Origin of the sequence: Achromobacter sp. (assembly GCF_036567245.1) — a bacterium.
Classification (GTDB): domain Bacteria; phylum Pseudomonadota; class Gammaproteobacteria; order Burkholderiales; family Burkholderiaceae_B; genus Achromobacter.
The window spans coordinates 1-12,940 of the sequence record NZ_DATCUY010000016.1 but is presented as its reverse complement, the minus strand read 5'-3'; the positions used below and the strand labels follow the sequence as shown (position 1 = coordinate 12,940).

At 66.9% G+C, this 12,940-nt stretch carries 12 protein-coding genes; 4 read left to right on the top strand and 8 right to left on the bottom strand.

The window, feature by feature from the left end; genetic code table 11:
- A partial coding sequence (locus VIR09_RS00575) for an LOG family protein (protein WP_332010691.1) occupies positions 1-349 on the top strand: 349 nt, incomplete at its 5' end.
- A 108-nt stretch (positions 350-457) separates the two neighbouring features.
- On the opposite strand, the gene VIR09_RS00570 is transcribed toward VIR09_RS00575, so the two are convergent.
- Both VIR09_RS00570 and VIR09_RS00565 read right to left on the bottom strand, forming a co-directional pair.
- Positions 458-1,882: a M20 family metallopeptidase gene (locus VIR09_RS00570; RefSeq protein ID WP_332010688.1), complete on the bottom strand. Its 1,425-nt coding sequence runs from the start codon at positions 1,880-1,882 to the stop codon at positions 458-460.
- Positions 1,883-1,925: 43 nt separating this feature from the next.
- A complete protein-coding gene (locus tag VIR09_RS00565; RefSeq protein ID WP_332010685.1) occupies positions 1,926-2,909 on the bottom strand; it encodes a Bug family tripartite tricarboxylate transporter substrate binding protein in 984 nt (327 codons plus the stop codon).
- 104 nt (positions 2,910-3,013) lie between these two features.
- Between VIR09_RS00565 and VIR09_RS00560 the strand changes: the two genes are divergently transcribed.
- Positions 3,014-3,976, top strand: coding sequence for a LysR family transcriptional regulator (locus VIR09_RS00560; RefSeq protein WP_332010682.1), 963 nt, complete (start codon positions 3,014-3,016; stop codon positions 3,974-3,976).
- Between the two features lie 63 nt (positions 3,977-4,039).
- Here the strand turns inward: VIR09_RS00560 and VIR09_RS00555 are convergent, their stop codons facing one another.
- The 4 genes from VIR09_RS00555 to VIR09_RS00540 all read right to left on the bottom strand — a co-directional run bounded on the left by VIR09_RS00555 (position 4,040) and on the right by VIR09_RS00540 (position 8,485).
- The gene (locus VIR09_RS00555; RefSeq protein WP_332010680.1) at positions 4,040-4,828 is read right to left on the bottom strand and encodes a 1,6-dihydroxycyclohexa-2,4-diene-1-carboxylate dehydrogenase; all 789 of its coding nucleotides are present in this window, start codon (positions 4,826-4,828) and stop codon (positions 4,040-4,042) included.
- Between the two features lie 22 nt (positions 4,829-4,850).
- Positions 4,851-6,197 (bottom strand): MFS transporter, encoded by a 1,347-nt coding sequence (locus VIR09_RS00550; RefSeq protein ID WP_332010677.1) that lies wholly within the window; start codon positions 6,195-6,197, stop codon positions 4,851-4,853.
- 104 nt (positions 6,198-6,301) lie between these two features.
- Complete coding sequence (locus tag VIR09_RS00545) at positions 6,302-7,216, bottom strand: dioxygenase (protein WP_332010674.1); 915 nt, start codon at positions 7,214-7,216, stop codon at positions 6,302-6,304.
- Positions 7,217-7,258: 42 nt separating this feature from the next.
- Positions 7,259-8,485: a muconate cycloisomerase family protein gene (locus VIR09_RS00540; protein WP_332010671.1), complete on the bottom strand. Its 1,227-nt coding sequence runs from the start codon at positions 8,483-8,485 to the stop codon at positions 7,259-7,261.
- A gap of 155 nt (positions 8,486-8,640) precedes the next feature.
- Between VIR09_RS00540 and cynR the strand changes: the two genes are divergently transcribed.
- Positions 8,641-9,552: a transcriptional regulator CynR gene (gene cynR, locus VIR09_RS00535; protein WP_332010669.1), complete on the top strand. Its 912-nt coding sequence runs from the start codon at positions 8,641-8,643 to the stop codon at positions 9,550-9,552.
- A 24-nt stretch (positions 9,553-9,576) separates the two neighbouring features.
- On the opposite strand, the gene VIR09_RS00530 is transcribed toward cynR, so the two are convergent.
- A complete protein-coding gene (locus VIR09_RS00530; protein WP_332010666.1) occupies positions 9,577-10,440 on the bottom strand; it encodes a LysR family transcriptional regulator in 864 nt (287 codons plus the stop codon).
- Between the two features lie 108 nt (positions 10,441-10,548).
- Here VIR09_RS00530 and VIR09_RS00525 point away from each other — a divergent pair, with 108 nt between their 5' ends.
- The gene (locus VIR09_RS00525) at positions 10,549-10,941 is read left to right on the top strand and encodes a 4-oxalocrotonate tautomerase (protein WP_332010664.1); all 393 of its coding nucleotides are present in this window, start codon (positions 10,549-10,551) and stop codon (positions 10,939-10,941) included.
- 79 nt (positions 10,942-11,020) lie between these two features.
- Here VIR09_RS00525 and typA read toward each other — a convergent pair whose 3' ends face one another.
- Positions 11,021-12,844 carry a translational GTPase TypA gene (gene typA / locus VIR09_RS00520; RefSeq protein WP_332010662.1) on the bottom strand — a complete coding sequence of 608 codons (1,824 nt, stop codon included), beginning with the start codon at positions 12,842-12,844 and terminating at the stop codon, positions 11,021-11,023.
- Positions 12,845-12,940 lie beyond the last annotated feature (96 nt).

The window sequence follows — 12,940 nt, the reverse complement described above, 5'->3', positions numbered from 1 at the left end:
CCTGTCATTCGAGTATTTTTTCTCGCGCAAGGCAACCTTCTTCATGCACAGCTTCGCCTATGTGGCGATGCCTGGCGGTTTCGGCACCCTGGATGAACTCTTCGAAGCGCTGACGCTCATCCAGACGGGCAAGGTCCCGCCCGCTCCCATCGTACTGGTGGGCAGCGAATACTGGTCCGGCCTGGTCGAATGGCTGGGCGGCCAGGTGCTGGCCAACGGCATGATAGGCGCGCACGACCTGGACCTCTTCATCATCGAAGACGATCCCGTCAAGGTGGTGCGCAAGGTGGTGGAATTCCACGCGAAGGTCAACTCGGACGCGCAATACGCGCCGTCCTTGCCAGCCTGAAATCGCGTATAGATCGGACCCGCGCCGCCGCCAGGCCGCCCTAAGGCGGCGCAGCCCCCCCTCGGGGGGCAGCAAGCGTGCGTAGCGCGCGCGGCGTGGGGGCCCTTTTTATTGACGCATGAACGAAGGCAGTACGTCCGCCGGTATCGGGCAGACATAAGGCTGTCCGCGGCGCGTCTCCAGCAGTTCTTCCTTGGCGCGCGCCAGCGCCTCGGGCTGCGTGTACAGATCGGCGGCAGTCGCCGCGATGATCTTGGCCGCATGCACCATGCCCTTGTGCGCCATGGACATCTTGCCCTGCGCCACCATCTGCCAGGAATGGAACGGCGTGCCGTAGGCATAGCAGGCGCCCCAGCATTGCGCCGTGGGCGTGACCCAGCTCACGTCGCCCACGTCGGTGGATCCATAGGTGATCTCGGCCTTGCCGGGTTCGTACGGCGCCACGCCCGTAAACAGCGGCGTGGGATTGCGCAGCACCGCGCCCAGGTTCTTGCCGGCGTTGTCGATATCGTCCGCGGAGATCGAATCCCACATGCGGCGCGCGGCCTGCTGCTCACCCGCGTTGTAATCCGGTCCCTGCAGCGACTGCATGTTGGCGTACATGATCTGGTTGAGCACGCCGTTGGGGATGTAGTTCGAGCAGGCCTTGTCGAACACGATTTCCAGTTCGCAGCCCGTCATCAGCGCCGCGCCGCGCGCCACGTTCTGCACGCGCTCGTACAGTTCCGAGGCCTGCGAATTGATCGGCGCGCGCACCAGGTACAGCACCTCGGCGCGGGCCTGCACCACGTTGGGTGAAATGCCGCCGCTATTGGTCACGGCGTAGTGCACGCGCGCATCCGGCACCATGTGTTCGCGCAGGTAGTTCACGCCCACGTTCATCAGCTCGACCGCATCCAGCGCGCTGCGGCCCAGGTGCGGCGAGTTCGCCGCGTGCGCGGCGATGCCGCGGAAGCGGAAGTAAGCCTGGATGTTGGCCAGCGAAGACTGGTGAAAGATGCCGGTGTGCGATGCGGGATGCCAGGTCAGCGCCGCGTCCAGGTCATCGAACAGACCGGCGCGCGCCATGAAGGTCTTGCCCGAGCCGCCCTCTTCCGCCGGACAGCCGTAGAAGCGGATGGTGCCGGGCAGGCCGTTGGCCTCCAGGTACTCCTTCACCGCCACCGCGGCGAAATGCGCGGCCAAGCCCAGCAGGTGGTGGCCGCAGCCGTGGCCATTGCCGTTCGGCGTTTCCGGCGAAGGCTGGCAGGCATAGGCGCCGCTTTCCTGGCTCAGGCCCGACAGCGCGTCGTACTCGCCCAGGATGCCGATCACAGGCCCGCCGCTGCCCGCCTCGGCCACGAACGCGGTGGGAATGCCGGCGGCGTCGCGCGTGACGCGAAAACCGGCTTCCTCCAGCATCGCGATGTGCAGCTCGGCCGACTTGTGTTCGTCGTAGCGCAGTTCGGCCAGGCTCCAGATGCGGTCGCTCAGTTCCGCGTAGCGCTCGCTGCGCGCGTCGATGAACGGCGCAAGTTTTTCGATGGCACCCATTGTTTCTCCTGTGGCTGTAATGGCGGGGAAAAAACCGGTCAGGTCACTCGTCGAGCTTGATGCCGGCAGTTTCAATGATTTTGCGGTTGGCGGCCAGCGTCTGCGCGATGCGTTCGGCGAAGGCCTGCGGCGTGCCAGCATCCGGCTGCGCGCCCATGCCGGCCAGACGCTGCACCAGCGCCGGATCCGCCAGCGCGCGCACGGCGGCCTGATTAAGGCGCAGCACCACGGCATCCGGCGTGCCTGCGGGCACGACCAGGCCGAACCAGGTCTGGCCCAGCGCGTTCAGCTGCGGGTAGCCCAGTTCCGTCATGGTCGGCAGTTCCGGCATGTCGGGCATCCGGGCGGGCGCGGACACGGCGATGGCGCGCAGCTTGCCGGCCTTGACCAGCGATTGCGCGGAGGCGTACTGGTCCTGCTGCACCTGCACTTCGCCGCCCACCGCGGCGGTCAGCGCCGGCCCCATGCCGCGGTACGGCACGTGCAGCACGTCGACCTTCAGGTCGGCATTCATGGCCGCCAGGTTCAGATGGCCCAACGAGCCCACGCCGGGCGAGCCGTAGGAATACTTGCCCGGATGGGCGCGCAGTTCGGCCACGAATTGCGCGAAATCCTGCGCCGGAAACGCCGGATTCACCATCCACACGACCGGCACCGTGGCCACGGACGCCACCGGCTTCAATTGCGTCTGCGGATCGACGCGCTTGGTGCCGTACAGCAAGGGGTTGACGTCCATGGTGCTGACCGTGGCCATGCCCAGCGTATAGCCGTCAGGCTCGGCCCGCGCCACCGCCTCGGTGCCGAGCAGGCCGCCCGCGCCGGCGCGGTTTTCCACCACCACGCTCTGGCCCAGCTCCTTGCGCAGGCCCTCGGCCACCGCGCGGGCCAGCGCGTCCGTGGACCCGCCAGGGGCAAATGGCACGATCAACCGCAGAGGCTGGGAAGGATAAGCGCCCTGGGCGGCCGCCAGGGACGAAACGCTGAAAGTGACGGCGCAAACAAGCGCATGCAGCAAACGGGACTTCATGGACCAGCCACTCCTGAGGAACGGATGCGATGAACGGGATCGCTGCATTGTGTCCAGGGCATATCCTTATTTCAAATACATTAATGCGTGGATATATTCATATCTTGAATATCTACCCTGCCCGCGCCATGGACATCGCCCCCGCCACCCTGCTGTCCCGCCTGCTCGCCAAGGGCCGCCTGCGCCACCTGCAGTTGCTCGCCAGCATCGCCGACCTGGGCAGCATCCAGCAGGCGGCCAGCCATATCGGCCTGAGCCAGCCCGCGGCCACCCATGCGCTGGCCGATATCGAGGACCTGCTGGGCGTGCAGCTGTTCGAGCGCCATGCGCGCGGCATGCGCACCACGCGCAGCGGCCTGCTCATGGCGGAATGCGCCCGCAGCATGCTGACGACGCTGCGCGCCTCCACCGATTCAGTCGCGGCCCTGCGCCAGGGCGCCACGGGCTATCTGCGCCTGGGCGCCATCCCCGCGGCCAGCGGCGGCCTGCTGGCCGAGCGCCTGCCCGCCTACCTGCAGGCGCGCCCGGGACTGCAAGTGGAGGTGGTGGAAGGCAGCCGCGAGCAACTACTGTCGCAGGCAGCAGGCGGCAGTCTGGACATGCTGCTGTGCCGACGTCCGGAAGCGGTGCCCGCCGGCCTGGAATTCGTGCCGCTGCAAGACGATGCGGCGGTGATCGTGGCCGCCGCCGGCCACCCGCTGCTGGATCTGGACGACGCGCCCACGCTGGCGCAAGTGGCCTCTCAGCTATGGATCGAGCCGCGGCCGGAACTGGCCATCCACGCGGTGTTCAAGGCTTTTTTTGAACGCGCCGGCGTGGTGCCCCGGCTGTGCCGGCTGAGCAGCGCCGCCCCGCCCATGCCGCTGCTCATCGCCGTCATGCAAGCCCAGGAGGCCCTGGCGATGGTGCCGCAGACCCTGGGCAACTGGTACATGCAGCACGGGCACTTCCAGCGCGTGCCGATCGAATCGCCGGGCTCGTTCCAGCCCATAGGCGCGATCGCGCGCGACCACGGGCCAGGCCGCGATTTCCTGGATTGGCTGGCGGCCGGCCGCCCTGCCGGCTGAACCGGAGCCAGGCAGCTGAACCTGCCCCAGTGGGCTGAACCGGCCCCGGGCGGCTCGGCCCGTTCAGCCTATGTCGCCGCCCGCCACGTACATGATCTGCCCGGTGATGTAGGACGCCTCGGGCGCGGCCATGAAGCAGATCGCCGCGGCGACCTCTTCGGCCTGGCCCAGGCGGTCCTGCGGCGTGTCGCGCAGGCAGGAGGCATACATCTCGCCCACCCACGCGGTCTCCTGCGCGGAGGGCGTCTCATGGTGGCGCGGGATTGCGCGTACGCCGTTATCCAGGGCGCCCGGCGACACGCAATTGACGCGCACGCCGGACTTCGCCAGCTCCAGCGCCATGCAGACGGTGGCCGCATGCACGCCGCCCTTGGAGGCCGAGTACGGCACGCGGTAAATGCCGCGCGTGGCGTTCGACCCCACGTTGACGATGGCGCCAGCGCCCTGCGCCCGCATCACCGGTATGACTTCGCGGCAGGACCACAGCGTGGGCCACAGCGAGCGGTTGACCTCGCGCTGCATCTGCTCAGGCGAATACTCCCAGAACGGCCGGGTCCAGATCGTGCCGCCCACGTTGTGCACGGACACGTCGATGCGGCCGTTGATTTCCAGCGCGGCCCGCACCATGGACTGCGCGCCCGCATGGGTTTCCAGATCGGCCTGCGCGAAGCTGGCGCGTCCGCCTGCGGCGCGGATTTCCTCGGCCACGGCGGCGCCCTGCTCTTCCGCCCGGTCCACCACGACCACGTGCGCGCCTTCGGCCGCCAGGCGCCTGGCCGTTGCCCGGCCCACGCCCTGGGCTGCGCCGGTGACCAAGGCCACCTGGCCCTCGAATCGTAGATGTGTGTTCATGCTTGTGTCGTCCTTTGCAGCATCAATGCGCCGCAGACAGCGCGCCCTCGGGCCGCGCATGCTTGAGCTTGAGGCTCAATACCGCCAATGCCGCCACCGCCAAAGGTATGGCCAGCGCGATGAAGAATCCCGAAGGCCCGCCCCAGGCCAGGAAGCTGCCGCCGATGGCCGAACCCGCGATCGCTCCCGCGCGGCCCATGCCGATGGCCCAGCCGGTGGCGGTGGCGCGCAAGGCGGTGGGGTAGGCGCCCACGACCAGGTAATTCAGCGCGATCTGCTGTCCGCCTATGCCGAAGCCCGCCGCGCCGACCAGGATGAAGACCAGCGTCCAGTTGTCGCCTGCATAGCTCAGCCCCACGGCCACCGCGATGCCCAGCGCGAACATGCCGCCCAGCAGCCGCCGGGTGTTGACGCGCGGCAACATGAAGGACAGCGGAATCGCGCAGATGATGAAGACGGCATTGACGATGACCGTACCCATGGGCGCCTGCTCGGCGGGCAAGCCCGCGGCTTTGAGCACCGTGGGCAGCCACGACAGCAGCATGAACCACGCGACCCAGTTCAGCAGGTACACCGCCCAGATCGCCACGGTCTTGGCGCCGTGGCCGTCGGAGAACAGCGCGCCCACGCCGGCCCGCGCGACGGATTCCTCCGGCACGGTGAACTGCGCATCCGCGTCCAGCTTGCGGCTCGATATGGTTGAGAGAATCCGCGCGATGTAGCGCTGGCTTTCCGGATCGCGGCGCGTGGCCTTGAAGTACAGCGATTCGGGCAGCATCAGGGCGGCGACGGCCAGCAGCGCCAGCGGCGCCAGCCCGCCCACGATGAAGATGCCTTCCCAACCGATCACGGGCAGCATGCGGGCCGCCAGCAAGCCGCCCAGCATGGCGCCCGCCGGCAGGCCCAGCAGCACGCCGGTCATGATGGCGCCGCGCAGGCGCGCCGGGCCATACTCGGCGGCCAGCGCCAGCAGCACCGGCGTGCAGCCGCCCATGCCCAGGCCGGCGATGAAGCGCAGCACCAGGATGTGGGTGGTATCGGTGGCCCAGGCCGTGGCCAGCGTGGACAGGCCGAACAGGGCCAGGCCCAGCATGATGGCCGGACGGCGGCCGATGCGGTCGCCGATCAGGCCCAGGGTCATGGCGCCCACCGTCATGCCGACGATACCGGCGGTCAGAATGGGCGCCAGCGCGCCCGCCTTCAGGTTGAAGGCGGCCAGAATCGCGGGCCCGGTGAAGGCGATCGCCTGGGTGTCGAATCCGTCGAACAGCGCGATCAGAAAGCACAGGATCAGGACGCGCCACTGAAAGGCGCCCAGTTGCTCCTGGTCGATCAGCGTCGGTATCGACCAGCTGGAAGTAGCGGTCATGATGGTTGTCTCCATGGCGCGGCCGAACCCGGCCTCGCGCCTGCGGGTTGTTCTAAGTGGTTTGGATGAGTGGCGGCGCCGCGAGCGGGCGCCGCCCAGAAAAATCAGGCGATGGCGCGGTCCATGCGGGCTTGCGGGCGGGCCTCGCCGGCATCCAGCGCCGGCTGCATCACGAAGTCGAAACAGACGCGCGTGAACGGCGCGTTCACGCCCAGGCTTTCATAGCCCGCGGCCGGCGTGTCCGGCTGCAGCTCGACCACCAGCCCGTCACGCGTGGCGAAGGCGAAATCGTCATCCAGAAAAGTGTCGCCCGGGATGTTGACCTGGGTAGTCAGGGTGCGCTGGCCTTCGGCCGCCACCAGGAAATGGATATGTGCCGGCCGGTTGCCATGGCGGCCCAGCGCCTCGAACAGTTCGGACGTGGGGCTGTCCGGCGGAATCGCGTAGCCCGGCGGAATGAAGCTGCGGAAGCGGTAGCGGCCTTGCGCGTCGGTCTTGATCTTGCGGCGCAGGTGGTAGTCCTCCTGGTCGGGATCGAAGTGCGAATAGCGTCCCAGCTCGTTGGCGTGCCAGACGTCGACGAGCGCGCCGGCGACGGGCTTGCCGTCCACGTCGCGCACCTGCCCTTCCATCACCAGCACCGTGCCGGGCGCGGGGTCCTCATCCAATCGGGCTTCGCTGTCGGACAGCGGCGCGCCCGCAATGTAGAGCGGTCCCTCGATCGCGCGCGGCGTGCCGGCGGCGCGGCCAGCGGCCTCGTCGGCCTCTTCCTCGCGGATATCGATCAGGCGGTCAAAGCCCAGGCCCGCGGTGATCAATCCCATCTGGCCGCTGGAGCCCAGGCGCGCGAGCCAATCCACCCCCGCCCAGAACTCGTCGGGCTTGATGTCGAGATCGTCGATCGCGCGGAACAGGTCCGACACGATGCGCTGCGAGATCTGCCGGACCCGGTCGTTGCCCGGATTGACCTGGGAACTGTTGACCAGGTCCAGTAGTTGTTGCTGGGTATATTCAGCCATGATGCGTCTCCTGCCTTTTGGAATGATCGGGAAAATGGTGGGTCAGGTCGGGGCCGGCGTGCCGCGGCGGCCGAGGTCTATCGTCGTTGGCGTCAGGCCCTCTCTGGCGCGGTCGAAGCGATCCAGCCGCTTTTCATCCACGACGACGCCGAAGCCGGGGCCGTCGGGCAATTGCAGTTCAAAGTCGCGCACGGCCATGGGCTGCTCGACGATGTCGTCGACCAGCAGCTGCGGGCCGAACAGCTCGCAACCGTGGTGCTGGTCCGACAGCGTGGCAAACACATGCGCGGACGCCGCACTGCCCAGCGAGGTCTCCAGCATGGTGCCGCCGTACCAGCCGATACCGGCGGCTTGCGCCACCGCCGCGACTTCGCGCGTGCGCAGCAGGCCGCCGTGCTTGGCGACCTTCAGGGAAAACACATGGCACGCGCGCTGCGAGGCCAGCATGAAGGCGTCTTGCGCCGAGCACACAGTTTCGTCCGCCATGATCAGCGCCGCCGAACCCAGCGACTGCGTCGCCTCGCGCAGGGCCTGTACGTCCCACTTCGCCACGGGCTGCTCGATCAGGGTCACGCCGGCTTGCACCAATTGCGGCAGATAACGGCGGGCGGTGTTGCCGTCCCAGGCCTGGTTGACGTCCACCGTCATCTCGGCGCGGCCGTCCAGGCCGCGTGCAATGCGCGTCACGTGGGCCACGTCGTCGGCCGGACTGCGCGCGCCGATCTTGAGTTTGAAGAGGCGGTGGCGGCGCGCCTGCATCATCTGCTCGGCCTCGTCCAGATCGCGCTGCGAATCGCCGCTGGCAAGCGTCCAGGCCAACGGCAGGCGTTCGATGCGCTTGCCGCCCAACAACTGCCAGGCCGGCACGCCGAGACTGCGCCCCACCGCATCGATCAGCGCCATCTCAACGGCGCTCTTGGCAAAGGCATTGCCCTTGCAGACGGCCTCGAAACGGTTGATGTGTTCGGCGAACCGGCGCGCATCCGCGCCGGCCACTGCAGGAGCCAGGTAGTTCTGGATCGCGTGCAGGATGGTTTCGGGCGACTCCTCGTTCCACGACGGCCCGCCTATCGTCGCCGCCTCGCCAAAACCGCAGGCGCCGTTGGCCAGCCAGAGCTGCACGATGACCGGGCTTTGCCGGTTGATGGCGCCAAACGAGAACTTGTGCGGCCGGATAGTCGGAATGTCGACGATCCGCGCGTGGATGCGCTCGATGCGCCAGGAGACGTCGTCTGGCGTGGTCGGAGCCTGGGTCGAAACGGAAGTCATAAAGCCTGAAGCCCTGCGTGAGTGATGCAGGCAAGATTAGGGCCCGGCCGGTTTTGCATCCAATGATTTATATTGCACTTATTGTTCGATCATATCGAATGATAAATCGCCCATCATTGACCGTCCGTTCCGGCTTTGCAACAGGAGTCCCACCGATGGAATTGCGCCAGCTACGCTACTTTCTCAGCGTCGCGGAAACCGAGCACCTGACCCGTTCGGCGGAGGCCCTGCACGTCACCCAATCCACCCTGTCGCATGGCTTGCGGCAGTTGGAGGAAGAGCTGGGCATGCCCTTGTTCGACCGCATCGGCAGGGGGTTGCGCCTGTCGCAAGCGGGCCGGGTGCTGCGCGACCACGCCAGCCGGGCCTTGCAGGAAGTCGAAGCCGGGAAAATGGCTTTGGCGGATCTGGCGGGCCTGCAGGCTGGATCCCTGACCATAGGCGTCATCCCCACCTTCCTGACCCATTTCGTGCCAGACGCCGTGGCCAGCTTCAGCCTGGCGTTCCCGAAGGTCCAGATCCAAGTGCGCGATCTGCGGGCCGGCCCCATCGAAGACCTGCTGGTAAGCGGCCAGCTGGACCTGGGCATTTCCTTCCATCCGGCGCTGCGCGAAGAAATCGAGGCGCAACCCCTGTTCGACGAGCGCCTGCAGGTAGTCGTCGGCAAGAACCATCCGCTGGCCTCGCGGCGCAGCCTGCGCATGCGCGACCTCGCGGGCGTGCCGCTGGCGCTGCTGCCCCGCAGTTTCGCCACGCGCCGCATGATAGACGCGGCCTGCGCCCAGGCGGGCCTGACACCCGAGGTGCGGGTGGAAATGGAATCGGTCGACGCCCTGATCCACCTGTGCCGGCAAGGAGAGCTTGCGACCATTGCCGCCGAACATGCGGCCGGCGCGGCGGGGTCGGAATTGAAGAGCATCGCGCTCACCGACCCGACCACCATCCGCCGCGCCGCCATTCTGTGGCGCAAGGAAGCCTCGCGTAGCCGCGCAGCGCAGGAGTTCGCCGCCCGGCTGCTGGACGCGGTACAGCGCTTGCCGGGCTCGGCGGGCGCAAGCCGCCGCTGAAACACGTTCCCATACCGGGCGGACCTAGCCCAACGCCTTGACGATGGCCTCCCGCGCCAACCCGATGAACTCGCTTTCCCCCGCCCTTGCAGGCAACAGGCGGAATTCCGCCATCGGCAGGGCCGGCAGACCAGGCGCGTGCAGGCGGGCCATGCCGGCCCCCAATGCGGATTCATTCAGGCATGCCACGCCCAGCCCCGCCGCGACGGCCAGTTGCAGGCCGGCCACGCCCGAGGCGATGTGCGCCACCGAATACGGCACGTCGCGGCGCGACAGCAGGCGCTCGACATACTGCCGCAAGGCGCAGGTCTCGGGCAGCGCCAGCAGCGGCAATGCGTCCTGGGCTGGCGCGGCGGTTCCATCCGCCGCCATCCACATCAGTTGCTCGCGCCGCAGCAGCGCGCCCTGCGCGCGGCCCCGGGCGGCGCCGCGCTCAAGTATCCGCATGGAAATGCCCACGTCGATCTCGCCTCGCTCGTAGGCGTCCTCGATGGCGCCGCTTTTCATGATGGTGACGTGCAGGCGCACGTGGGGATATTGCTCGTTCAACCGGCGCAGCATGCGCGCCACGTCACCGGGGCGGAAGTAATCGGTGATGCACAGGCGCAATTGGCCGCGCAAGGCCACGCCGCGCAGGTCGCGGTAGGCCTCGTCGCTCAGCGCCAGGATGGCGCGCGCATGCGTCAACAGCCGTTCGCCCGCCGCCGTGGCCACCACGCCGGCCTTGCCGCGCACCAGCAGCGGCTGCCCTGCCCGCTCTTCCAGCTTGCGCATCTGTTCGCTGACCGACGACTGCGACAGGAAGACCTTGGGCGCGGCCGCCGTCAGGCTGCCGGCATCCAGCACGGCGACCAGGGTGCGCAATTGATCTAGGTCGAATCCGAACATGGCCTATCCAACGGAATTATCGATGGATGAAATCGTAAATTCCCGCTTTTCCGATGTCAATCCGGATCCTAGACTGGCTGCACACCTTCAAACCAACGGAGTTCAGCCATGCCTCATATCGTCGTCCATCTGTCCGGCCAGTCCGATCCCACCGTCAACCGCCGCGTGGTGCAAGCCGTGGCCGGCCTGACCCAGTCCGTGCTGGGCAAGCAGCTGCCCGTCATCGCGATCGCGCTGCAGCATATTCCCCACGATCTCTGGTTCATCGGCGGCCAGCCCCTGTCCGAACTGGGCAAGAATGCCTTCCACCTGGACATCAGCGTCACCGACGAAACCAATACCAAGGCCGAGAAGGCGCGCTACATCAAGGAGATACACGCGGCGCTACAGGACATCCTGGGCGAGCTGCATGAATGCTCCTACGTGCACGTGATCGATGCGCGCGCGGCCGCCTATGGCTATGGCGGAGTGACGCAGGAATACCGGCACCAGCACGCGTGACGCCGCAAGACGAAAAAAAACGCAGCCCGCAGGCTGCGTTTTTCTGATGCCACGCGCAGCAAAGCTGCGCGCAGTTTCATCAAACGGCGGATTCGCGCGCGGCGCGCTTGCGCTCGTTTTCCAGCAGGAAGCGCTTGCGCAGACGGATCGACTTGGGCGTGATTTCCACGAGTTCGTCGTCGTCGATGAATTCCACGGCGTATTCCAGCGACATCTGGATCGGCGGAACCAGGCGCACGGCTTCGTCGGTGCCCGAGGCGCGCACGTTGGTCAGCTGCTTGCCCTTGATCGGGTTCACGACCAGGTCGTTGTCGCGGCTGTGGATGCCGATGATCATGCCTTCGTACAGCGCATCGCCCGGGCTCACGAACATGCGGCCGCGATCCTGCAGCTTCCACAGCGCGTAGGCCACGGCGTCGCCTTGGTCCTGGCTGATCAGCACGCCGTTGCGGCGCTCGCCGATCGAGCCTTCCTTGATGGGCGCGTATTCGTGGAAGATGTGGCTCATCAGGCCGGTGCCGCGCGTCAGCGTCAGGAATTCGTTCTGGAAGCCGATCAGGCCACGGGCCGGGATCAGGTATTCCAGGCGGGTGCGGCCGCGGCCGTCCGGCTGCATGTCCTGCAGATCGCCCTTGCGGCGGCCCAGCTCTTCCATCACGCCGCCCTGGTGGGCGTCTTCGACGTCGACGGTCAGCGATTCGAAGGGTTCGCACTTCACGCCGTCGATGTCCTTGAACACCACGCGCGGACGCGAAACGGCCAGCTCGTAGCCTTCGCGACGCATCGTTTCCAGCAGAATGGTCAGGTGCAGTTCACCGCGGCCCGACACTTCGAACACCGTGTCGTCGCCCGTGTCGCGCACGCGCAGCGCCACGTTGGACTTCAGTTCGCGGTCCAGGCGGTCGCGCAGTTGGCGGCTGGTCACGAACTTGCCTTCGCGACCGGCCAGGGGCGAAGTGTTGACCATGAAGTTCATGGTCAGCGTGGGTTCGTCGATGCGCAGCATCGGCAACGCGTCTTGCGTGGCCGTATCGGTCACCGTGCAGCCGATGCCCAGCTCTTCGATGCCGTTGATCAGCACGATGTCGCCGGCTTCGGCTTCGTCCACGACGATGCGCTCCAGGCCGTGGAACTTCAGCACCTGGTTGATGCGGCCGCGGCCGCCCTGGCCTTCGGGGCCGAACTTGTAGGCCACTTCCATGCCGGGACGCATGCGGCCACGGTTGATGCGGCCCACGCCGATCTTGCCGACGTAGCTGTTGTAATCCAGCGAAATGATCTGCATTTGCAGCGGACCATTGGGATCATCGTCGCGTTGCGGCACGTGTTGCAGGATGGCTTCGAACAGCGGACGCATGTTGCCTTCGCGCACGTCCGGGGTCAGGCCGGCGTAACCGGACAGGCCCGAGGCATACACCACGGGGAAGTCCAGCTGCTCTTCGGTCGCGCCCAGCTTGTCGAACAGGTCGAACGTGGCGTTGATGACGAAGTCGGGACGGGCGCCCGGACGGTCGACCTTGTTGACCACGACGATCGGCTTCAGGCCCAGGGCCAGTGCCTTGCGGGTCACGAAAATGGTCTGCGGCATCGGACCTTCAACGGCGTCAACCAGCAGCAGCACGCCGTCAACCATGGACAGCACGCGTTCGACTTCGCCGCCGAAGTCCGCGTGTCCCGGGGTGTCGATGATGTTGATGTGCGTGCCTTCGTATTCAACGGCACAGTTCTTGGCCAGAATCGTGATGCCGCGTTCTTTTTCCAGGTCGTTCGAGTCCATGACCCGTTCGGTCAGCGCCTGGTTTTCGCGGAAGGTGCCGGATTGGCGCAGCAGCTGGTCGACCAGGGTGGTTTTACCGTGGTCGACGTGGGCGATGATGGCGACGTTGCGCAAGGCGCGAGTCATAGCGAGTCCTTTAAGGTCAGGGTGGAGGGCAGCAAGCCCTCCGGCAATTCGTTCAGTGCAAGCAATGCCTGCTTGGGATCTGGCATGGCCTGCAAG